General features: G+C 62.2%; 18 protein-coding genes and 1 pseudogene. 3 read left to right on the forward strand and 16 right to left on the reverse strand.

What is annotated here, in order from left to right; all coding sequences use genetic code 11:
* Window positions 1-154, reverse strand: a pseudogene (locus AC3WKX_RS18085) (DUF4865 family protein); the annotation flags it as partial.
* 92 nt (window positions 155-246) lie between these two features.
* On the opposite strand from AC3WKX_RS18085, the gene AC3WKX_RS18090 reads away from it, so the two are divergent.
* The gene (locus AC3WKX_RS18090) at window positions 247-1,113 is read left to right on the forward strand and encodes a LysR family transcriptional regulator (RefSeq protein WP_102604785.1); all 867 of its coding nucleotides are present in this window, start codon (window positions 247-249) and stop codon (window positions 1,111-1,113) included.
* Here the strand turns inward: AC3WKX_RS18090 and AC3WKX_RS18095 are convergent.
* The gene (locus AC3WKX_RS18095; RefSeq protein ID WP_102604784.1) at window positions 1,091-3,184 is read right to left on the reverse strand and encodes an EAL domain-containing protein; all 2,094 of its coding nucleotides are present in this window, start codon (window positions 3,182-3,184) and stop codon (window positions 1,091-1,093) included. The genes AC3WKX_RS18090 and AC3WKX_RS18095 overlap by 23 nt on opposite strands.
* Window positions 3,185-3,438: 254 nt before the next feature.
* Here AC3WKX_RS18095 and AC3WKX_RS18100 point away from each other — a divergent pair, with 254 nt between their 5' ends.
* Both AC3WKX_RS18100 and AC3WKX_RS18105 read left to right on the forward strand, forming a co-directional pair.
* A complete protein-coding gene (locus AC3WKX_RS18100) occupies window positions 3,439-4,734 on the forward strand; it encodes a serine hydrolase domain-containing protein (RefSeq protein WP_371858861.1) in 1,296 nt (431 codons plus the stop codon).
* Between the two features lie 27 nt (window positions 4,735-4,761).
* Window positions 4,762-5,091, forward strand: coding sequence for a DUF6388 family protein (locus AC3WKX_RS18105; protein ID WP_087694170.1), 330 nt, complete (start codon window positions 4,762-4,764; stop codon window positions 5,089-5,091).
* Here AC3WKX_RS18105 and AC3WKX_RS18110 read toward each other — a convergent pair.
* Genes AC3WKX_RS18110 through tssC form a run of 14 tightly spaced genes read right to left on the reverse strand, consistent with a single transcriptional unit; the run spans window position 5,088 to window position 22,880 of the window.
* Entirely contained in the window at window positions 5,088-5,966 is an 879-nt protein-coding gene (locus AC3WKX_RS18110) for a serine/threonine-protein kinase (protein WP_102604782.1), read from the reverse strand. The genes AC3WKX_RS18105 and AC3WKX_RS18110 overlap by 4 nt on opposite strands.
* Window positions 5,954-6,691, reverse strand: coding sequence for a PP2C family protein-serine/threonine phosphatase (locus tag AC3WKX_RS18115; protein ID WP_023658926.1), 738 nt, complete (start codon window positions 6,689-6,691; stop codon window positions 5,954-5,956). The genes AC3WKX_RS18110 and AC3WKX_RS18115 overlap by 13 nt, the downstream gene beginning before the upstream one ends.
* Window positions 6,688-10,074 carry a type VI secretion system membrane subunit TssM gene (gene tssM, locus AC3WKX_RS18120; protein WP_102604781.1) on the reverse strand — a complete coding sequence of 1,129 codons (3,387 nt, stop codon included), beginning with the start codon at window positions 10,072-10,074 and terminating at the stop codon, window positions 6,688-6,690. The genes AC3WKX_RS18115 and tssM overlap by 4 nt, the downstream gene beginning before the upstream one ends.
* A 15-nt stretch (window positions 10,075-10,089) precedes the next feature.
* Window positions 10,090-10,950 carry a type IVB secretion system protein IcmH/DotU gene (gene icmH / locus AC3WKX_RS18125; RefSeq protein ID WP_102604780.1) on the reverse strand — a complete coding sequence of 287 codons (861 nt, stop codon included), beginning with the start codon at window positions 10,948-10,950 and terminating at the stop codon, window positions 10,090-10,092.
* Between the two features lie 4 nt (window positions 10,951-10,954).
* Window positions 10,955-12,283 (reverse strand): type VI secretion system baseplate subunit TssK, encoded by a 1,329-nt coding sequence (tssK, locus tag AC3WKX_RS18130; protein WP_102604779.1) that lies wholly within the window; start codon window positions 12,281-12,283, stop codon window positions 10,955-10,957.
* A gap of 1 nt (window position 12,284) precedes the next feature.
* Window positions 12,285-12,767 (reverse strand): type VI secretion system lipoprotein TssJ, encoded by a 483-nt coding sequence (gene tssJ, locus AC3WKX_RS18135; protein ID WP_102604778.1) that lies wholly within the window; start codon window positions 12,765-12,767, stop codon window positions 12,285-12,287.
* A gap of 5 nt (window positions 12,768-12,772) precedes the next feature.
* Window positions 12,773-13,954 (reverse strand): type VI secretion system-associated FHA domain protein TagH, encoded by a 1,182-nt coding sequence (tagH, locus tag AC3WKX_RS18140; RefSeq protein ID WP_102604777.1) that lies wholly within the window; start codon window positions 13,952-13,954, stop codon window positions 12,773-12,775.
* Window positions 13,955-13,972: 18 nt separating this feature from the next.
* The gene (locus AC3WKX_RS18145; protein WP_102604776.1) at window positions 13,973-14,104 is read right to left on the reverse strand and encodes a type VI secretion protein TagU; all 132 of its coding nucleotides are present in this window, start codon (window positions 14,102-14,104) and stop codon (window positions 13,973-13,975) included.
* A gap of 33 nt (window positions 14,105-14,137) precedes the next feature.
* Window positions 14,138-15,670, reverse strand: a complete 1,533-nt coding sequence (locus tag AC3WKX_RS18150) for a sigma-54 interaction domain-containing protein (protein ID WP_087694178.1) — start codon at window positions 15,668-15,670, stop codon at window positions 14,138-14,140.
* The gene (tssH, locus tag AC3WKX_RS18155) at window positions 15,670-18,234 is read right to left on the reverse strand and encodes a type VI secretion system ATPase TssH (RefSeq protein ID WP_102604775.1); all 2,565 of its coding nucleotides are present in this window, start codon (window positions 18,232-18,234) and stop codon (window positions 15,670-15,672) included. Before tssH ends, AC3WKX_RS18150 begins: the two co-directional genes overlap by 1 nt.
* 12 nt (window positions 18,235-18,246) lie before the next feature.
* A complete protein-coding gene (tssG, locus tag AC3WKX_RS18160) occupies window positions 18,247-19,254 on the reverse strand; it encodes a type VI secretion system baseplate subunit TssG (RefSeq protein WP_008437010.1) in 1,008 nt (335 codons plus the stop codon).
* Complete coding sequence (gene tssF / locus AC3WKX_RS18165) at window positions 19,218-20,993, reverse strand: type VI secretion system baseplate subunit TssF (RefSeq protein ID WP_102604774.1); 1,776 nt, start codon at window positions 20,991-20,993, stop codon at window positions 19,218-19,220. The genes tssG and tssF overlap by 37 nt, the downstream gene beginning before the upstream one ends.
* Complete coding sequence (gene tssE / locus AC3WKX_RS18170) at window positions 20,983-21,408, reverse strand: type VI secretion system baseplate subunit TssE (RefSeq protein WP_102604773.1); 426 nt, start codon at window positions 21,406-21,408, stop codon at window positions 20,983-20,985. The genes tssF and tssE overlap by 11 nt, the downstream gene beginning before the upstream one ends.
* Entirely contained in the window at window positions 21,405-22,880 is a 1,476-nt protein-coding gene (gene tssC, locus AC3WKX_RS18175) for a type VI secretion system contractile sheath large subunit (protein ID WP_102604772.1), read from the reverse strand. The genes tssE and tssC overlap by 4 nt, the downstream gene beginning before the upstream one ends.
* Window positions 22,881-22,906: the final 26 nt, after the last annotated feature.

A 22,906-nucleotide genomic window follows, 5' to 3' on the forward strand; every position in this document is an offset into this window, starting at 1 on the left:
CCCCCGGCCCCTGCCCTCGCTCCTGGGCGATAAACGCCTTGAACAGCAAACCCTCGGCATGATCCCACAACGGCCCCAGGCGAGCGGCCCGCTCACGGATGACACCCATGTCGTAATCGGCTGGCAAGCGGTGTGAATACTGTTTGGCAAACATCATGGCGCTCCTGTTCAGATGAGTGCCCAGCTTGCGCAGCGCCCATGATTTCAGCAAGATATCACCGGATATAGGTGTGATAAGGAACTGAAATGACCGACGCACTCAAGCCGCTGGATATCGACACCGTGCACGCCTTTGTCCTGGTCGCCGATTTCGCCAGCTTCACCCGCGCGGCCCAGGCACTGGACACCTCGCAGGCAGCCATCAGCCTCAAGCTCAAGCGCCTGGAAGAACGCCTCGGTTATCGCCTGCTGGTTCGTACACCGCGGCATGTGCGGCTGTCGCCCCAGGGCGAGCAGTTCATCGTCGCCGCCCGCGCATTGCTCAATGCCCACGAACGGGCGTTGGGTGACATGGGCAATGGCGCCCCGCGACGGTTGGTGATCGGCATCAGCGACCACGTGGCCGGGCCGGACCTGCCACTGTGGCTCAGCCGCCTGGCCGCCTATGACCCGCTGGTGATCCTGGAGGTGCGGATTGCATCGTCCCGCGACCTGGTGGCGGCGTTCGACCGCAACGAACTGGACGCGGTGATCGTGCGCAACGAAGGCGATCGCCAGGACGGTGAGGTATTGGTGGTGGAGCGCTTTGGCTGGTTCGCCGCGCCTACCTGGCAGCACACGCCCGGCACGCCCCTGCGCATGGCAACCATGGCCTCGCCCTGCGGCGTGCGACACCTGGCGGTGCGCGCGCTGGATGAGGCGCGGATTGACTGGACCGAAGTGTTTGTCGGCGGCGGCGTAATGGCGGTGGGTGCAGCAGTCAGCGCCGGCCTGGGTGTGGCGGCGCTGGCCCGGCGAGTGGCGCCGGTGGGCGCCGTGGACGTCAGCGAACAGTACGGATTACCGGCATTGCCCGTCAGTGAAATCGTGCTGCATAGCCGCATCAGCGACGGCCGCTCCCGCGAGACATTGCGGGCGTTGAGCGCAACCTTCAGAGGGGTTCTGGAGCGTTAGATTGCATCTGGGTATACCGCCCGCGCACGAACCGCTCCAGTTCATCGCCCGGCAGCGCCTTGCTGAAATACCAGCCCTGGATGATCAGCTCCGAGCCCGACTGCAAAAACGCCAGTTGCTCGGCGGTTTCCACGCCCTCCACCACCACCCCGAGGTTCAACGCCTCACAGAACCGCAGCATCCCGGTCAACACCTGGGCGCCCTTTGGATCATGCTGGGCGACCACGAAACTGCGATCGATCTTGATGAAATCCACGGGGAACTGGTGCAGGTAACTCAGCGCTGAAAATCCGGTGCCGAAGTCGTCGATATACACCTTGGCACCAATCGCCTGGAGCTTCTCGATCATCTGCCGCGTGCCCTGGATATCGCCCACCAGCGCATCCTCGGTGATCTCCACCGAAACCTGCCCGTGGGCCTGGGCCAGTATCTCCACCAGCCGATCACCATACGCCGGGGTAGTCAGCGTGGCACTGGAGATATTGATCGTCATCGGCAACGTAAACCCGACCTTCTGCCACTTCTGGTACTGGCGCACAGCCTGGGATGCCACCCACACATCCACGTCGGGCATCAACCTGGCATGGGCCAGCCATTGCAGGAACTCCCAGGGTGAATGCACCGTACCTTCGGCGTCCCGGGCCCGCATCAACGCTTCGCAACCGGTGCATAGCCCAGTCCGGGTGGAAATCTGCGGCTGGAATTCGAGGTAGAACTCGTAGTCGCTGATCTGCTGGATATGGCTCAACTCGCTGACCTGGCGCGCCTGGGCCTTGTGGGACGCCATCACCGGGTCCAGCTCCAGCAAGCGGCCTTTTTCTTCCAGGCCGCGAAAGGTCATGTCCAGCGACTTCAAATACACCGTACCGCCCTCCGTGGCCTGGCGGTTGATCGCGCGCACATAGGGCGCATAGATCAGCATGCCAACCCCCAGCAACACCACCTGCAGCAACACTGCCGCGAGATCGCCGTGGGTGCTCAGGTAGGCGTTGAGCAACACCGGCGCAGTAAATGGCACGCTCACCACCGCAGGCGACACCCAGCCAATCTGCACCACCATCAACGCCAGTATCACGTTGAACGCCGGGACCACCAGAAAGGGAATGAACAGCCGCGGGTTAAGAATGATCGGCAAGCCAAACAACAGCACTTCACTGACATTGAACAACGACAACGGCAGGCTCGCCATCGCCACCAATCGCATGGACCGGCTTTTGGAAAACAGCAGGATCGCCAGCAGCAGGCACAGGGCACCACCCGAACCGCCGATAAACGCGAAACTGCCCAGCAAGCCGCCATTCAGTAGATATTTGACCGGCTCGCCCGCGGCCACCGCCGCATTATTGAGCCCGACCGCCTGGTCCAGCACATCAAAAAACGGCTGCATGGCGTAGACCCCATGGATCCCGAAAAACCACAGCAGCGAATTCATCAGGGTCACAAACAGGCCGCTGCCATAGGGCGTCTCCAGTGCATCGAGCACCTGCGGCCCCTGAAGCTGTGCCACCTGCGGAATCTGCAACAGCAACGACAGCACGAGCACCAGCCCGAGCGCCGTGATCGCCCCCGGCACCACCATATTGAGGGTGCCCTTGAGGTTGTGCCCCACCAGGTCTTCGTTGATCAACCGCGTCCAGCGACGCCGATGCAGCCAGGCGATGGCGGGCACATTGATCAGCGGTGAGGCGATGGCGATGAACAACACGAAGGTCGCCGAGGCTCGGGGAAAATCCCGCAGCACAAACGTGGCGATCACTACATGGGCCAGGCACAGGAACGCTACCGGGAGTTGCGGCAGGCGGTGCTGGATCGCGAGCATGTAACCGATGGAGGCTGCCACCAGCAGCGGGATCACCGAGCTGATCTGGTTGTGCAACCCCGCCAGGAAGGCCACCACCTGAGGGTCGAAACCCAGCACTCGGGCGCATTCGGACAGGATCAGGAAACCGGCCGATACCAGCAGGCACGGCAGGATCCACAACAGCCCCTCGCGTATGGCCCGCAACGACTCGGTACTGGCGAGGGCCGCCAGCCGCTGGGTGAAGAAAAGCTTGAACAGCGTTTGCGCCATCACCTGTCCCTCGGTCCCTGATGCCAGGGTCGCAAAATAACACCTGGCTGTCGCCTTATCACGGGGTAACGCTACACGCCCTGACACCGCAAGCGAAAGGCTTTTGCCGCCCCTGGCGCATTTATTCAGAATCACCGCAGGGGCTTGCTGCTTGTCGATTGGCTCGGGTTGGCCCATCCTTTGGCGCACTGGTTGTCGTAAAAAACGACGCACCCCTCGAACGGACTCGACTGATGCTGCGATTCACTCCCCTCATGGCCTGTGCGCTGCTTGGGCTGACCAGCCCGTTGGCCGGCGCCGCCACCCCGACCTTCGCCGATGCCCAGGCCAGCGACCCGGCCAGGCTGCAATGGATGGTCGGCGCACCGCCGCCGGCCGACCGCACCGTACGCTTTGAAGACGGCAGCTATTTCCGCTTCCCGGCGATGCGCTGGAGTGTCGCCAACTTTCGCCAATTGATGCCCACGGTTAACGTCTCCCGCGGGCTCGGCGCACCGCTGGCATTGCCACGCAAACTCGACCCGGCACTCGATGCAATCCCCGTGCAGCCAGTGGGTGCAGCCCAGCCGCTGACCTGGCGCCAGGCCCTGGACGCCACCTACACCGATGGCATCGTGGTGATGCATCGCGGCACGGTGGTTTATGAGCGTTATTTCGGGGTGCTCAAGGAGGATGGGCAACACGCGGCCATGTCGGTCACCAAATCGGTGATCGGTACCCTGGGCGCGATGCTGGTGGCCGATGGCACCCTGGACCCACAGAAAAAGATCGTCGACTACGTGCCCGAACTCGGCGGTTCGGCCTTTGGCAGCGCCACCTTGCGCCAGGTGCTGGACATGACCACCGCCCTGGACTACAGCGAAGATTATGCCGACCCCAACGCCGAAGTCTGGGCCCACGCCCAGGCCGGCAACCCGCTGCCCAAACCCAAGGACTACACCGGGCCGCGCAGCTACTACGAGTTCCTGCAAACGGTTAAGCAGCGCGGCGAACACGGGCGTGCCTTCGGCTACAAGACCGTCAATACCGACGTACTCGGCTGGGTGATTGCCCGCGCGACCGGGCGCAATGTCGCGCAACTGCTCAGCGAACGCATCTGGAGTCGGCTTGGCGCCGAACAGGACGCCTACTTCACCGTTGACTCCATCGGCACACCCTTCGCCGGTGGCGGCCTGAACACCGGGCTGCGGGACCTGGCCCGGTTTGCCGAGATGCTGCGCAACGGCGGGCGCTTCAATGGCCAGCAGATCGTGCCCGAAAACGTGGTGACGGATATTCGCCAGGGCGGCGACAAGCAGGCGTTCGCCCAGGCCGGCTACGCTCAATTGAAGGGCTGGAGCTATCGCAACATGTGGTGGGTAACCCACAATCCCGACGGCGCCTTCATGGCCCGCGGGGTGCATGGCCAGAGCATCTACATCGACCCCAAGGCCGAAATGGCGATTGTTCGCTATGCCTCCCACCCGGTGGCCGGCAACGCCGCCAATGATGGGGTGACCTTGCCCGCCTATGCAGCCATGGCGGCTTTTTTAATGTCCAAGCCAGACTGACCGTCTCTCTTACCGTGGAGTAAACCTTTGTCCCAACCCGGCGAAAACCACCAGCTAGCCCTGGACCGATTCTTGAGTGAACACCCGGCCCTGGCCGCGGAACTGAATACGTTGAACCCCTTGGCGGCCCAGGCCAAAGGGGAAACCATGGAGCAGTACCGCGCCGAGCGCCTGCATGAAGCCTTCGAGGCAGAAGCCGAGCAACAGGGCTTGTTCGCCTGGGAACTGACGCTGAAATTGACGGCGCATTCCCCGGCGGAGTTCGAGGCGCAACGCCTTGAGGTGCACAAGGAGGTGGCGCAAATGGCAGGCCTGAGTTGGTTCGAGTATTGCCAGCTGCACGACTTGCCCGTCTAGAACCAGCGGCCCAGGCCCTTCCTGCGATCAGCGAGCACCGCGCGTAATTCATCAAGGGTAACGGCCCTGCGTTCAGGGTCAGCCGTCAACGCCGTACGCAATACAGGCCAGCAATGACGAGGCAGTTGCCTGGGCCGGGCCGGCCTGTCACTGGCGTGGCGCCGGCCTTGTGCCAATTCGTACAACACACAGGCCACTGCATACAGGTCGGCGCTGGCCGACAGTGCTCCGCCAGCCAGCAACTCCGGCGCGGCGTACGCGGGCGTCCAGGCATTGAAGCGGCTGCGACTCAAGCCTGGAGAACCCGCCGGGGCCTGTCCGCAAGCCTCGCCCAGACCGAAATCGAACAAGCGCAAGCCGCCGTCTCCCACCATGACATTGGCGGGTTTCACATCCCCGTGCAGCACACCCTGCTGATGGCTATGGCGCAACGCGTCGAGCAATTGCATGGCGATGCCTTGCAGCGCTTGCCAGGGTAAACCGCCGGGGCACTCCAGCAGCAACCGGTCCAGGGTCATGCCCTGGAGCAGTTCCATGGTAAAGAATGCGATCTGGCCGGGAGCATCCACTTCAAATGAATACACACGCACCACCTGCTCATGCCGCAGGCTGCGGGTCAGGGCAAACTCGTTGTACAGCAACACGTGGGCATCCGCAGACTCGCGAATGGCTTCGCCCAACACCTTGATCGCGACACTGGAACAGGACTCGCCAAACTGTTCGTGCAGCAGGTCCCGCGCACGATAGACCACGCCCATGCCGCCTGCGCCCAACACGCGCTCGATCAGGTACCTCCCGGCCAGCAACTCGGGGGCTCCGTCGCGCGGTGGGTTTATCGGGGCCTTGGCAAAGGCAAAGTGGGTCAGGTCGCGCATGACTGCACCACCACAGCGGTCAGGTTGTCGCCGGCCGTACCGCGCAAGACACCTGCAAACAGCTGGTCCAGGACACGTTGCGGATTTCCCTGGCTCAAGGCCTGGCCCAACTCAGAGTGGCTAAGCGCCTGGTACAGGCCGTCGCTGCACAACAGAAACACATCCCCTGCCAAGGTACCGAGTTCCAGGACCTGCGGGCTCAGTGGTGCCCGCGAGCCGATGGCCCGGGTCAAGGCCCGTGCGTCTGGATGGGCCCTGGCCTGTTCCGGGCTCACCTGCTGGTCAATCAATTGCTCACACAGCGAGTGGTCTCGCGACAGCTGGTACAGCGTCTGCCCGCGCCACAGATAGCAACGACTGTCACCGGCCCAGACACACGCAGCGCGATCGCCCTGAAGCAACAACGCCACGACCGTGCTTCCCATGATGGCCTCGGCGCCATGGGAGGCCAGCGTCAATTCATCGCCCAGCCGCCGGTTGAGCCATTGCAGGCAACGACGGGTCGCCTCGACGCGTTCATCCAGGCTGCCCTGGCCGGGCAATGACGCCAGGCCATCGACCACCAGCTGGCTGGCGATATCCCCCGCCTGATGCCCGCCCATCCCGTCCGCCACGGCCCAGCAGCGCGTCCCGGGGCAATCGAGAAAGGCATCCTCGTTGCGTAAACGGACCTTTCCACGGTCTGTGCGACCGGCGCTGTGCCAGCGGTCGCGAGGTTGGCTCACAACTGCTCCGGCAGGCGAAAAGTTCGCCACTGCGCCATCTGGAATGGATTGGGTGTGCGTCGGCTGGTCAGCAGGTAGTTGGCGCGCAAGCCTGCCAGGTCAGCCTTGAGGATCAGCTCATCCTGCCCGCTGGAGGGTTCGCTCTGCATCAAGTCGAACAAGCGAAACAGGGACCAGGCCCCGGTATTTTTTTCGAGCCCCAGCGCCCGCTCGCTGCCACGCTCCAGTACCAGGCTGCTGCGACCATTCTCAGCCTCGGCTGGCCATTGCATCGCCATGGGGACAATCGGCCCGTGCCGGTACTCCATCTGCTGGCCACCCAAACGCAAGACCGCGCGACTCACCGACGGGTCCAGGCTATAGGGTGCGAGCGTGAAACGAACCTGCAAGTCCCCCGGCTCATCCGCAAAAAAACCGCGCCTGATCACCTGCACCTTCGCCTGCTGGTCGAGCAACGCCCGAGACATCGGCAAGCTGCGCCCATCCAGGCTACGCAGCCTGTAGCGCCCGGAATCACCGCTGACGAAAGGCTTCAGATAGCTGTCAAAGAATCGCGCCATGATCCCCTCAGGCTTGAAAAACTCCTGGAAGTCGTTGAGGGAAACGTCGCTGCTGGCGTGGGCATTGAACGGGAAACGCAGCTTGATCGCCCTGCTGTAGAAACCATATACCTCGCTCTGATAACGCTGGTTCACATGCCGATAGGCCTGGTCGAGCAGGCGGCGCCAATGCTCGTCGGCCAGGCTTTCGAACCAGCCCGCCAGCGGCAGCGGCAAACGCGCGGCCACGTTGCGCAGGTTACTCAGCGCATCCTGTTGCCCCTGGATCCGCCGCTTGACCATCTCGAACGCGACCGGCTCCGGCGCGCCTTCGCGATTCAAGCTCGCCAACTGCAGGTGCAAGTCGTTGAGCGCCTGTAACACGCCGATTAACTCGGCCCCCGGGTTCTCTTGGCTGTCCAGCAACTGGTGCAAGGGCTCGAAGCGGCGTTGCATGGCTCGCCGTGCGCTGTCGGGCAAGGCATTGACCAGCCCGGCGGCGGTCGGCAACCGCTCTGCCGCAGGCCCAGGCAGCTTGGCAGCCAGCTCGTCGAGGCGCTCACTGGCCGACGGCAGGCGCGTGTGGTCACGAACCTGCTGCAACAACTGCAACAACGGCGACTGGGCCGACGTCAAGCTGGCGAGCTGCTCGGCGCCTTGCCTGGAGTTTTCAGTTTCACGCAGGCCAACCTGCCCAAGCGCCTCGCTCCAGGCATCGGCATACTCGCTGAAGTAGCGTTGTTCAAGCTCCACCATCAACCGTTGCAAATCCATGGCGCTCAGGTCGGCGCCCTCTCCCAGCACCCAGTTGTCCTGGACGATGGTATTCACCAGCCGCGCGCCCTGCGCTTCAAAATGCCGCTGGTACGTGCGGGTATAAAACCCCGGAATGGAACGCTCGCCCCCCTCAAACACCCGCCCGTGTGCAAGGCGCAACGGTTCAAGGCCGCGAGCTTGTTCGCGCAGCACCCGGTACACCACGTCAACCAGCGATTCGCCGCGCAACACGTGGCGCGCGCGGGCCACCAGCTCGTCATCGAGCGGCTGCACGAACGGTTGCTCAAGCAAGCGCGCGAAATGTTCATTCAACCGGTTTTGCACGGAGGGCTCACCGGCAAACCGTACAGACCAATGCCCCGCCACCCGCTCACGCAGCCAGCCGACATCCCGCCGCTCCCGCAGGTTGAGCATCAGGTATGCCCGGAGGTTATCCAGCAGCCGCTCACGATCTTCCAGGCTGCCGCGAACCTGTTCCTGCAGCATCTCGCTGACGTGGGACAGCAACAGCCGGCCCAAGGCACGCTCGTAGGCCTGCTCCAGCACCGGACGGCTTATACTGCCCTGATACAACCCCATCCGCTCAACCAGCCTGGCTTCGCCCGGCAAGGGGAAAATCCGCGTGGCCGCCAGGCGGCTGTCCAGCAGCGGCAGGAGTGCCTGGGTAGCGTCTGACCCAGGCTGCACGGGTGCGGGCTGTCGTGCCAGCGCCTGCAGTTGCTCCAGACGTTGATGATTGGAGGAGTAACTGTGGGTCCACAGCAAGCCCGCCGCCACGACGACCACTAGTGCGCCCAGGGCCAGCCCCCCCTGGTGCCGGCGGATTCGACGGCGCTCCTGGCTATCGAGGTCCGCCAGGTCGGCTTGCGCCAGAATCACCCGGCTGAACAAGCCCTGGATAAAGTGCGAACGTGGTTCAAGTGCCTGTGGGCCACCGTCGGCGCTGGTCAAGTAGAAACCACGAAAGCCGTTGGTGTGCTGATAACGCGGGCCGCAAAAAGCAACGTCGATATAGAGGCTCAGGCGTTCGCCAATCCGGGCCGCCTGATGGGGAAAGTCGAGCATCCGTCCGCGCAGATCACTGTTGCGTTCCTGGTGCAGGCGCTGCACAAGCTCACCGCTCAAGCGCTGCAGCAGTGCTTCAAACGCCTGTCGTACCTGGGCAATGCCAATACCCGCTTTGCCTGGGACGATAGATTCGCCCAACACCGCATCACTGCCTTCGCCCAACGGCCGCTCGAAGAACTCCGCAAACCCCGGCAGGCGGTCGGCCTGGGTCACCACCAGGTAGACCGGCACCTCCACATGCAACGTCTGGCGGATCTCCAGCAACCGACTCTGGACTGCCCGCGCCTCATTCTCCAGCTGGCGCTCGCCGCCATGGAGCAATGTGTCCGTGGACAGCGCCACCACCACACCATTGAGCGGGCGTGTCCGGCGCCGCACCTTGAGCAGCTCCAGCAGCGTCGACCAACCCGCGCCATCCACCTGGCTGTCAGGCTGGGTAAGGTAGCGGCCGGCGACGTCGAGCAACACGCCGTCCTCGGCGAAATGCCAGTCACAGTCCCGCGTGGCACCGCCCTGCGTCGCTACCGACGCGCCCTGATCCTGGAGCAACTGCAAGCCACTGGCGGCCAACATCCGGGACTTGCCACTGCCTTCCTTGCCGATCAGCAAATACCAGGGCAATGCATTACGCCAACGCGGGCTGCGTTCACCATAAATCCGGGAGTGTTTCAGGGTGTACAAAGCGTCCTTGAAGCGACCGCGCAGGTGCCGCTGCTCGTTTTCAACCTGGCCTTTGCGCGGGCGTGGTTCGCCGTCATCGACGGTTGATTGCCGGGCCATACTGCGCCAATTGGCATACACCATCGCCAGGCCCCACAACAAAAACAGCCCGCTGATTGTCAGCAAGCGCGATGCCGCCGCTTGCCAGAATCGATAGTCGTCGACAGCCAGCAGTGGCCCGAAGAACCACACGGTCATTGCGACCGCGAGCACCAGCAGCAGGCTCCAGACCCAAACCCTGCCCAGCACGGCGCCCGCGCTCCTGAAGAATGCGTTCATGCGTTGCTCCCTGCGTTAGAGCGGCGCCCGGAACATATCCGGCGCCACGAGTTGATACGGTTGCAACACCGCTTCACGCTGCTGGCCCAGCACCCAGGCAAATCCTGCATACAGGCTCAACAGGCTGGCGGCGACAAACACTGCAATCCAGGTGAGCGACACGACTCTCAGCCGTTTCCGGCGCGGCTGTTCCGGCCTGGGCGACGGCGCGCACGCCGCAGGCGTATCACCCCGCACATGCCGGATCTGCCGATACAGCGCGTCCCGAACCTGTTCAAGCTGCAACAACCCACGCTCCATCACCCGGTACTTGCCCTCAAACCCGAGGGACAGGCACAGGTACATCAACTCCAGCATCGCCAGGTGCTTGAAGGGGTCCCTCGACATGCGCTCAAGCAACTGGAAAAACTTCTCGCCGCCGAAGGTTTCGTTGTGAAAACTGCTCAGCAGGCTCATCTTCGACCAATCGCTCTGGCTGCCCCATGAGGTGGTGACCACTGCCTCGTCGATCACGCTGCACAGCACATACCGCGCCGCCATGACCTCGCTGCCTTGGGCCCCGTCATGCCGGGCCCGCGTCTCGAACAGCGTGACTGCAGCCGAGAGTCGTTCATTCAGGGCGCGCAGGCTTTCCTCGGCGGTACTGCGCTTGAGGCGGACCACCTCGGACAACAGCTCCCAGGCAGGCGCCACCAAACTGTTCAGGCCAATGTCGAAATGCTCCGCGCCCCGCAAGCGGGCCGCGTAGATCATCCGGTCTTCCAGTTGTTCGAAACGCGGCGGCGATGCGAAGTCGGTCATCGGTCCCTGCGCCGGTCCGCGTCCCTGTCGATCAAGCAGGACGGTTTTCTCGTCCTGCGGGTATTCCCTGTCCATGGTCTCAGTTCCTGATGGCCCAGAATTTCAGTTCCAGTTCGGCAAATTCACCGCTGACGTGGAAGGCAAATCCTCCCGACTGCTTCAACTGCTCAATGTCCCGGGCACCGAGTTCAAGCATGAAATAGGTGTTGGCGGCATGAAACGGTATCTGCCGGGGAGCCACCGGCAGCGGCTTGACCTTGATGCCCGCCAACTGCAGGTTGACCAACTCGCGAATCCGCTCCACAGGGCCGACCTTGAGGTGCGCCGGCAGCCGGTGACGAAGCTCCTCGGCGTCACAATGGGCGCTGGCGGCCAGAATGAAGGTCGCCAAACCCAGCAGGTTGAGATCGCTCACCGGGCACACCAGCACCCCGTACTGGCGAGGCTGCAGCGCCAGCTCAATGGCATGCTGCTCAAGCACCATCGACAGCAGGCTGCGAATCGGCTCCATCAATCCACGAAAGCTGGCGCCCTGGTCGCTGTGCCGGTAATGCCCGTCGAAGTGCGCACGCTTGCTGTCGCTGGCAAACGTCGCGAGTTCACCCAGGATCGACAGCAATGTTCGATACAGCGTTTCAGGGCTGACCTGGCTCAGGCCCAGGTAGTGACGCAAGACCAGTTCGGTGCGATTGATCAATTGCAACATCAGGAAGTCGCCAACCTCCGCGCCGGCGGCGGTACCGTTGGCGCGAATCCGCTCGGCGATGGCATCCCCCCGGTAAGCGAGCAGGCTGATCACTTCCTTGAGGCAAGACAGCAGGTAGCCGGAGCCATGCAGGTGAATGAAGCTCGGGATAAAATCGGGGTCCAGGCTGACGCCCCCCTCGGTGCAACTGAGCACCTGGGCAACCTTGAGCTTCACGTAATGCGGGTCGCTGTGTTGCTCCCCCAGCAACAGGCGAAAATCCAGCTGCCCGCAATTGACCTGACGACGAGCTTCTTCCCCGGCGTTGGAGTCGCTGACGTCTACCGCAAGAGTCTTGTAGCGCGCCAACACATCAATCTGCTCGGGTCGACGGGCTTCAACACAGTTACCTGTGGCCAGCGGCAAGGCCAGGTAGATCGACTGCTTCCCGGTATTTACCGGAACCTCCAGCACCAGCGACTCCATCGCGCCACCCAGTTCGAACAGACTGCCATCCGGCAATATGCCGCTGGCCTGGCTGATAACGACCTTGCCCATATTGAGGTATTGCACATCGATTTCCAGGGCCAGGAAGCCCCAGGCGTGACGGCACAACAGCTGGGTGCGGCGCGTGAGTTGCTGATCGTGGTACCGATCGTTTTGCTGGAAATGCTGAGGGCGCAACAACATGCCTTCCTGCCAGATGACTTTTTGGCTGTACATGTCAGTCGCCCACCTTCGCGGGTTGCGGGTTGACCAACCGAATGCCGGCCTGATCAAGGATCAGTTCAGCGCCGGTCAATCGCTGCGCGGTCACCGGCAACACATAGCGCCATTGCGAGTGAGGCAAATCACGGTACGCCGCCAGCACGCCGACATAACGACTGCCTGGCTCGAGACTGAGTTTGAGCGTGGAGTGATCGCCGGGGCGCAACTCCAGCTCTTCGAGGTTCACCAGGTCCTTGGGCAACGTGTGCTCGGCATGAGCATAAAGGCTGAAAAAGTCCGCATTTTCAAAAGCCACGGGGTGTCGAAGCTCCATCAGGTGCACCACGATCGGCGACGGGCGACCATGGAGATCAGGGTTGACCCGTTCGCTGGCGGTCAGTGTCAGGTCCAGCTTGGTCAACTTCGAAAAGGGCGACAGGGAGCAACCACCCAGCAAACCCATTACAGCGCACAACAATGCAACGGTGACTCGGGACATGAAGATCATCCTGGATAACGGTGAAGGGTTGAGATCAGACGAATCTGTTCCTCGTACGCCTTGGCGAAGTCGCTGCCCAGCAGGCGCTCGCTCAAGTGCTCGTCCTCGATCAGTGTCTGGTAATGGCGCTGATACGCGCGCCAGCGGGCGCCACACCGGGGGATCAGCGGCGGCCTTGCCTGGCGTTCGAAGCACAGCAGCAAATGGCCGGGCGCAAAGGCTGCCAGAGCGCCGCGTACTGCCGCGCGGCAGGCCGCCAGCAAGGCCACCTCGTGAGCCTGCATGTCGCGGTACGCCCGCATGACAAGCATCTCGGCGGAAACCTGCCCCAGCTGCCCGACACCCAGCAGCGACCCCAAGGCCGCACTGGCGTCTGCGCTGTCTCTAAGTGGGTTGGGGCTTTGGAGCGGCGTCTGGGTGAGTGCCAGTTTCAGCTCTTGCCTGAGCTCGTTACGGGTGCCCAGGCTCTGTTGCAACCCTTCAGTCATTTGCCGGAGCAAGCTCGCGGCCTTGATCGCCAGGACTTCTCTTGCCGACTCATCGAGGTCGCCCAGATCAATACCGAGTGCCTGCGCAAACCCCAACCAGAATGGCCCTGAGCCGTGACCTGGAACGGGCGATTGCGGACTTGGGGCAACCTGGCGCGCAGGCTTCACAAGTTCGGGAACCGTCAGGTGATCCCGGTCCGCCGCCGCGTGGTCCGTCCAGCGCAATGTCTCGTAGGTGGTCATGTTCAGGGCCGCCAGCTCTTGCGACCCGTCCTCGCGCTGCAGTTCGCTGGCCAGTGCCCGCAGTGGGTCCAGCTCAAGGAATGCATCATCGGGAATCAGCCTGTGTAATCCGTCCTGGCCCTGTCCCAGCGGTGGGCTGACCAGTCGTGCGCGAATACTCAGCGGCCCCAGCTGAAATACCGCACCGTCATCTATCGGTTGCTGCTGCCCCTCATGCAGACGCTCACTGCGGCCTGCCAGGCGGGTTCCATTGCTGCTGATATCCGTCAGGAAATACCGGCCGTCACGATAACTGATCACCGCGTGACGACCGGAAACCTGGCGACTGGTGTCAGGCAGGGTCCAGTCGCAACCGCCCCCCCGGCCGATGACGCCCCCCACACCGTCAAAGACTTTGCGCAGCGCCGGCGCGGACTCTGCTGGCCCCGCAGGGCACACCTCAAACACTAGCTGCATGGCAGGACTCCTCCGCGCTCACAGGCCACGATCGGTGGACCGTGGATCACCCAGCGGACGGTAGTCATCGTCGTCAAAGACATGATTGGTGTTACAGCCACTCAGCAAAAACAACACAAGCACCAGGGCTTGCCACTGACTAACAGGCATCAGGTATCTCCCGGAATTGAAAGGGTGTGCCATTCAGCACTCTCCCTGGACTTCGCCAAACGGAATGTCCAGGCGTGCAAGGCGGTACAACAACGTGCGCCGGGCGAGGCCCAGTTCACGGGCGGTGCGGGTTCGATTGCCACGGTTCTTGCGCAGGCAGTCGATCAGCACTACCCGCTCGACTCGCTCCATGCGCTGGCGCAGCGTTGCGTCGACAGCGGGCGCGGACAGGGTTGATGGCAGCGATAAATGCGCAGGCAGGATCACCTCGTCGTCGCACAGCAGCACCGCCCGCTCCACCATGCATTTGAGCTCACGAACGTTGCCGGGAAAGTGGTGGCTGGACAGTTGATCCAGGGCCGCACTCGACCAGCCCACCGTGGCTCGCCCCAACAGTGCACAGGCCTTGTCGGCGAAATGCCGGGCCAGTTGCAGCACGTCCCCGTCCCGCTGGCGCAGCGCCGGCAACTCGATAGGAAACTGCGCCAGCCGGTAATAAAGGTCCTCGCGAAAGCTTCCTTCAGCCACCATGCTGGTGAGGTCCCGGTGGGTCGCCGCGACGATTCGCACGTCGACCTTGTGGGACGTGTTGGCACCCAACGGCCGAATCTCGCCCTCCTGCAGGACCCGCAACAACTTGGCCTGCAGTGACAGCGGCATATCACCGATTTCGTCGAGCAGCAGCGTGCCGCCGTGGGCGGTGTCAAACAGGCCGGCATGGTCTCTTTCGGCCCCGGTGAACGCGCCTTTGCGGTAACCGAACAACTCACTTTCGAGCAAGCCTTCGGGAAACGCTGCGCAGTTTTGCACCACAAATGCCTTGCTGCTGCGCGGGCCGGCAGCATGAATGGCCCGGGCGACCACCTCTTTACCGGTGCCGGTCTCGCCCCGGAGCAGCACGGTGTAGGGGCTATGCACCACCTTGCCGATCAGGCGGCACGTCTCGTCCATGGCCGTGCTGTTTCCGATCAAGCCGTAGGCGCTGGTGCTGCGGGTGCTGCGAACCACCTTCAACGCACCGGGAGCCCGGCGCATTCGCCGCAACAGGGCCAACTGGCTCAAGACAAAACTGCCCAATTGGCCCAGGGACGCACCGTAGCCAGCCAGCTCCGTCGCTCGCAGGCTGGCACACAACACCATCCCGGATACCTGCTTGCTCGGCCCCGGTAACGGCACGCACAGGAGTGATTGCCAGGACGCCGCGCCCGCTGGCAGAAACCCCGTGTCATACACACTGCTGCCTGCCTCGGTGAGGTTAAACACCCGGTTCTGTTGCAGCACGTACTGCAACAGTTGCTCGTTCCGAAAATCCGCGCCCGAGCTCACAACCGCCCCTGGCGGCGACAGGCCCGGCAAATACTGGGCAGCCAGTTCGAGGCGGCCGGTGGCCTGGTCGAGCAGGTACAACTGGCCAAGCTCGCAGCCGCTCAATTGCGCGGCGCCTGCCGCAAAGTCATCGGCCAATGTCGATTCGTCACTATTGATGCCCAACCGGGTAAACCATCCCAACAAGGCAGCGGCGTAGTCCAGCGGGCTTGGCAACTGGGTAAACGGATTGTCCGCCATCAGCTGAACTCACAGATTACGGTGCCGTTGGCATCCAGCCTGGCATGGACGAACTGCAGGGACTTGCCAACGGCCATCGCATCCAGCAGGCGATCCACCACCTGCGGCAACAGGTTTTCCTCGATCCATTGGTCGACAAACCGCGCGCCACTCCCACTGTGGCTACAGTGCTCGGCCATGTGTGCGACAAGATCCCCTGCGTGACTGAATGCGAGCTTGCGCTGAAGCAGACGCTGGCCCAGGCGCTGAAGTTTGTGTTCAATCAGTTGGTGCAGCACCGCGCCTGCCACCGGGTAATACGGCACGACTCGCATACGGGCCAGCAGCGCCGGCTTGAAATGAGCTGTCAGTACCGGCCGGATTGCGGCGTGCAGTACTTCGACAGCCGGTCGTTGACTGTCGGCGCACAGCCCGGTGACAAGATCGCTGCCCAGGTTGGAAGTCATCAGGATCAGGGTATTGCGAAAGTCGATTTCACGTCCTTCTCCATCATTGGCTACCCCTTTGTCGAACACCTGGTAAAACAGGTTCAGGACATCCGGATCGGCCTTCTCCACCTCATCGAGCAGCATCACTGAATAGGGCTTTTGCCGCACCGCCTCAGTCAGCACCCCGCCCTCCCCGTAACCGACATAACCCGGTGGTGCGCCGATCAGCCGGGACAGCGAGTGTTTCTCCTGGTATTCAGACATGTTGATCGTGGTGACAAAGCGCTCGCCGCCATACAACAGGTCGGCCAGGGCGTGGGCTGTTTCAGTTTTGCCGACACCACTGGGGCCCACCAACAGAAATACCCCCACGGGGGCATCAGGCTTGTTCACGCCGGCCGCGACAGCCCGCAGGCAACGGTCCAGGACCTGCACGGCACCTTCCTGGCCGAGGATGCGACCACGCAGATCATCCGCAAAGTTCAGGACCTTCGCGCTGTGTTCGCGGGCAAGCTGCTCCAGGGGAATACCCGTCCAGGCGCTGATAACCTGTGCCACCAACCGTGGGCATACTTCGAAGCTGAGCAATCGCTGTTCGTGCTGTATGGCCTGCAACGCCTGATGGTTCTGGGCCAGGAGCGGAGCGAGAGCCTCAGTGCTTTCGCCAAGGTTACCGGCGTCGGCCAGTTGCTGGCGCAGCGAGAGCACCTTCTCGGCCAGTTCGCGCTGGTGGGTCCAGCGTTGTTCAAGCTGGAACTGTGCAACTTCTACTTCATCCAGTCTCCGGGTGAGGTGCTGCAGCACCTGTTCATCGATGGCCAACCCCGCGTCGGCATCCCTGCGCACGGCACGTTGCTGGCGCGTGCCCTCGGCCAGTTCGGCGCGCAACTGCTGCAGTTCGTCCGGCGCCGTGACCAGGCTGATCCGCACCCGGGCACAAGCGGTGTCCAGCACGTCCACAGCCTTGTCCGGCAACTGGCGGCCGGCCAGGTAGCGGGCACTCAACTGCGCGGCGGCGACCACGGCGTCATCGCGCACGTAGACTCCGTGGCTGGCCTCATACACCGGGACCAACCCACGCAAAATCGTCACGGCATCGTCAACCGTCGGCTCGTGCACTTGCACCGGCTGGAAACGCCGCGCCAACGCCGGGTCTTTCTCGAAGTACTTCTTGTACTCCGACCAGGTCGTCGCGGCGATGGTACGCAACTCACCTCGTGCCAGCGCTGGCTTGAGCAGGTTGGCGGCATCGGAGCTGCCGGCCGAGCCGCCTGCGCCGACCAGGGTATGGGCCTCATCGATGAACAGGATGACCGGTTGCGGCGAGGCGTTGACCTCATCGATCAAGCCTTTGAGGCGGCGCTCGAACTCACCCTTGATACTGGCACCGGCTTGCAGCAGGCCCATGTCCAGGGTCAGCAGGCGCACCTTCCTGAGCACCTCTGGCACTTGCGCGCTGACGATCCGCAGGGCCAGGCCCTCGACTATCGCGGTTTTCCCGACACCCGCCTCGCCCACCAGAATGGGGTTGTTCTTGCGCCGCCGCGCGAGCGTATCGATCATTTGCCGGACTTCGTTATCGCGACAGAGCACGGGGTCGAGTTTCCCGTCCCGGGCCTGGCGAGTCAGGTCATGGGTAAAGCGCTCCAGCAAGGAACTCCCCGCCTCAGCTGGAGCCGCCTGCGCGTTTTCACTCAAGAGAAATCCGAGCACACGCGGTGCATCAAGCGTGCTCATCACCGCCTGGTAACGGCTGCCAGCGTGCTGCATCGGGTTGCGCAACAAGGCAAGCAGCAAGGCGCCATGGTCCACTTCCCGTCGGCCCAGCTCCAGATGGGCAACCAGCAACGCCTGCTGCAGCCATTGCACCAGGGCGGGCGAAAACACCGGATTGCGGGAAGCGCTCTGGTCGACCCGAGGTTGCAGCACGGCCTGCAATTCCCCGGCATCCACGCCCGCATCCTGCAGCGCTCGCATAAGAACACCCTCGGGATGCTCCAGGAGCGTCAGCAGCAAGTCTTCCACCAGCACCTCGCCGCCGCCCCGGGTGACACAACGCTCGGCGCTGCGCTCCAGGTCGCGCCGTGTGGACGCCGTCAATGCCTGGATAAGTTGTTGCAGATCCACATTCATCATATCCATCAATCCCTAATGATTTTTACTGGCCAGGATGACCACGCCGTCTGCCCGCTCATGCCCCAGCCAACTGGTCCAGCCCAGGCGGCAGACGTTGTGCTCGCCAAGGTGCAACGGCCGGACCTCGCCCGCCGCCAACACCAGTCGCACGTCGTATTCCAACGGGTCCCGGGCGGCAAAACGCACCAGCGCACACAGCGGCTCGTAACCCGCCCCGGTGGGCAAAAACTCGTGAAAACGCTGCCAATCGAGTGCCAATACATGAACCCTGAACATGCCACTGCGGTCGATAAGGCACTCCCCCAGCACCAGGTCCGAACCCAACGAGCTATAGGCGCGACCAAGGTCATTGCGCTGCTCCTGGTCGATCACTACCCTGCGCTCGACCCACTGCTCGATGACCAGCCGGTTGTGCTTGAAGTAATAACGCAGCACGGTCTCGATCAGCGCGGCGGAGTGCACGCGCAGGCTCAGCAGCCCCAGGTAGGGCAACAGGCGTTTCCAGTTCAGTTGAGCCGCGCTGCGAATCGCGCTGCCACCCAGGCCCACCCATGCAAACATCTGCTCGGAAAAGGGATCGCGGGCGCCCGTTTGAAAACTCGCCTGATAACGATATTTTCGCCAGATCGGCACTATCAGCCGGTGCAGGCGATGGTGAAAAAGATCAAGAAATTCCCGCGTCGGATTACCGCCCGCTACCTCGGCAAAGGCTTGCTCGCCATAGAACGCCGGCAGCGGTGACCCTGTACCAAACAGGCCCAGCACATTGAGGCGAAGCCGTGCCCGCAAATGGCCGTGCTCGACAAAAAACTCCACACGATCAATGTCGTTGCCGGGAAAGCCAAAGCCTGGGTTGGCCTGGAACTCCAATTGATCGTAAAGCGCCTCATCGTCCAGCGAGGGATGCGCCTCGCGCAGGCGCTCGATAATCTGCGCGACCGCCTGAAACACCGAGTACTCGCGAATCACTCGGGACAGTGCGGTTAAAGCAGGGGCTGCTGGCCCATCCGGGGTGGCCATAGGTACACGTCTCCTTGTGTGCTGATGACTCGCAGTTCGTGGTACGAGTTGAGGCTGGCGTAAAGCGCGAAGAACTCGTTGAGCACCGAGCCAAAGACGAACACGTCGCCCTCCCCCAGGTAGCCTTCAGGATCGATGGTGAGGTCAACCCGCAAGCCGCGAAATGGCAGGCCTCGGTGCAGCCGGTCTACGGGCTGGTGACTGATCGAACGGAGGGCGCCCAGCCTTCGCCTGCTGACCTTTTCCACCTGGCGGTCGTGATAACGCGGCAGGTCGTAGGTTTCGAGGATCACCCTCAAGGCGTTGATATCGGTCAATGACAGATAGTTGAGCGACATATTGCTGATCAGTCGCCACAGGAAGTCACTGTCCAGGGGTGGCGCAAAGCTGGGGGTTGCCGCGGTGATGTTGCGAAACGAGAGAAACTCGGGCGTCTGTTCGCACGCCTGATTGATATCGCCCACCTGCAGCAGGCATGGCAGGTTGTGGTTGATGCAGGTCAGTTCAATCGACAGGGTCTCCTGTTCATGCACTGGACACCGGTCGAAACTCAGCCAGGTATCCAGGCCGGCATGTTGCAGGGATGGCCGCTGGCGAACGCCATAGCTGGGCGCGGCACTGCCAAAATCGTGCTCAAACGATTCGAACGGAACATATTCCTGGTACCCGAGGCCTCCCGGCCGCCATCCCGTGACCTTGTCGACGGAAAATACACCGCAGTTCCCCCTGGCGTATTCGCCAGGCAACAACAGGTATTCGTCCTGCTTGCCGTCCAGGCGAATCGGTACGCCGTCGTGCTTGAACAGATTGACGATGGGCGTGCAGTACAGCTTCACGTTGTCCAGGGTAGGCGCCATTCGCTCAATACCGCGACCACGCATGTCGAAGCGTAACGTCACGCCATGTACCTGCTTGAGTACGTCAATAGGCAACCTGCTCAGCGCGCCAAGGCCACTCACATCGACAAACAGGTATTTGTCGGGAAAGGCGAAGTACTCCTGCAAATGGCGATAGCCACGAAAGGTATTCAACGGATAAGGGATCAGTGCCTCATCCTCGGAAAAGCCCACAGGACTGATATCGTTGCTGGACAGACGCAACGAAACAGGCTCGCCGTCGGCGCCGATGACCGGCAGCCCGTCGCGCCCGAAAGGCTGCAACTCGAACCCGTCCAGGTGACGCAAAAGCCCCAGGTAAAGCGCCTGGCTGACGGGCTGCTCCCCCGCGAGATGCAAACGCAGGCAGTTCAGTTCCAGCTCACTGAAGTTGCCCTCGGCCGTCATCTCCAGACGCAGGCAGAGCAAAGCGCCCTCGCCCTGTACCGAGTACTCCATGGCGGCCAGTTGCAGCGGCAAGACCTGCGTCGGGTAACAGGTACGAAAACGGCAGCGTTCACCGTCGATCGCAATGCTTTCCACCGGTGTATCCCGCTCGACCCTGATGGCCGGCCCTGTGCGCTTGAGCGGATCAAACTGCAGCATGCTGAACGACGGCAGCGGCCGCATATAGTTGGGCCACAGCAGATGCATCAACGAGTGACTCAACTCCGGCAATTGATCATCAAGCTTCTGCCGCAGGCGACCGGTGAGGAATGCAAAACCCTCAAGCAACCGTTCTACGTCCGGGTCCTGGCCAGCGTCCCCAAGAAACGGCGCGAGTGCCGGGTTGCGCTCGCAGAAGCGTCGCCCCAACTGTCGCAGTGCGCTCAGCTCGCCCTGGTAGTAGCGGTTAAACGACATCCGGTTTGACCTCGACCCGTGCGCCGTGAGCCAGGCTGGCGCAAAAGGCGACCGCTTGCGTCATGCCATTGACTTCCATGGCCCCCTCGATGGAAAAAGCCAGCACCATCGGGTCACGGTCCTGAGGCAATGCCTTGACACGGACATCCTTCAGACGGGGTTCGTAGGCCTGGATAAAGCGCTCAATCAGGAACCGAGCCTGGCTCAACGCGTCATGCAGGCTGAGGCGCATGTCATTCAGATCAGGTAACCCGTAATCAGGTAGCGTCTGGACACTGCCCGCACGGGTGCTGAGCATTTTCGCCAGATGACCCGCCACGGATTCCACGACGCAACCTTGCGGGCTGCGCCCCACGCCGGACTCCAGGCGCTCGAAAAGGCTGCGGTTTTGGGTAATCACGTGGCGGCGGCTCATTCTTTATCGAGCTTGCCGACGAGCGACAGAGTGAAGTCTGCCCCCATGTACTTGAAGTGCGGGCGAACGCTCAGGTTGACGCGATACCAGCCGGGCTCCCCGTCGACATCACTGACAACAATGCGCGCAGCCCGAAGCGGGCGCCGTCCACGCACTTCGGTGCTGGGGTTGTCCTGGTCGGCTACGTATTGGCGAATCCATTTGTTGAGTTCCAGCTCAAGGTCGGTGCGCTCCTTCCACGACCCCAGCTGTTCACGCTGCAGCACCTTGAGATAGTGGGCCAGGCGATTGACGATCATCATGTACGGCAATTGGGTACCGAGCCGGTAATTCAGCTCGGCAGCCTTGCCTTCGGCACTGATTCCAAAAGACTTGGGTTTTTGCACCGAACTGGCGGAAAAGAACGCTGCATTGTCACTGCCCTTGCGCATGGTCAGGGCAATGAAGCCCTCTTGCGCCAGCTCGTATTCGCGTCGGTCGGATACCAGCACCTCGGTAGGAATCTTGGTTTCGATCTCGCCCATGCTGTGAAAGTGATGCAGCGGCAAGTCCTCCACTGCACCACCACTCTGCGGGCCGATAATGTTCGGGCACCAGCGATAACGGGCGAAACTGTCCGTCAAGCGGGTAGCAAAGGCAAACGCCGTATTACCCCACAGATAGTGTTCGTGGCTGCTGGCCACATGTTCCTGGTAGGCGAACGTCTTGACCGGGCAATCAACGGGATCGTACGGCGTACGCAATAGAAAGCGCGGTACGGTGAGGCCGATGTAGCGGGCATCTTCGCTCTGGCGAAAACTCTGCCATTTGGCAAACTGCGGCCCTTCAAAATGGTCCTTCAGGTCCTTGAGGTCAGGCAGGCCGGTAAAGCTCTCCAGGCCGAAGAAGCCAGGACCCGCCGCCGCAATGAACGGTGCATGAGCCATGCAGGCCACGCTGGAAACGTACTGCATCAGCCTGACGTCGGGAGCACTGGGGGAAAGGAAATAATTGGCGATGATTGCCCCTACGGGCTGGCCGCCGAACTGACCGTATTCGGCACTGTAGATGTGCTTGTAGAGTCCGGACTGAGTCACCTCCGGTGAGTCCTCGAAGTCATCCAGCAGGTCCTGGCGGGAGACGCTGAGCAGTTCGATATTGATGTTTTCACGAAAATTGGTGCGATCAACCAGCAACTGCAGGCCACGCCAGGAAGACTCCAGTGCCTGGAAGTCGGGATGGTGCAGGATTTCATCCATTTGCTGGCTGAGCCTTGCGTCAATCTCGGCAATCATCCGGTCAACCAGGCGCTTCTTGACCGGCTCGCCCTTGTTTTGCGGCTTGATCAGCTCCTCGATAAATGCCGAGACTCCACGCTTTGCAATGCTGTAGGCCTCGTCGTCGGCGCTGAGGCGGGTCTGGGCAATGATGTTGTCGAGAATGCTGTACTCGTCCGTGATGGGCGCATGCGACGGGCTTTGGCTGGTAGTCATGGTGTCAGTGTCCTTTTAACTGAGAG

This window comes from Pseudomonas sp. GP01-A4 (genome assembly GCF_058780865.1).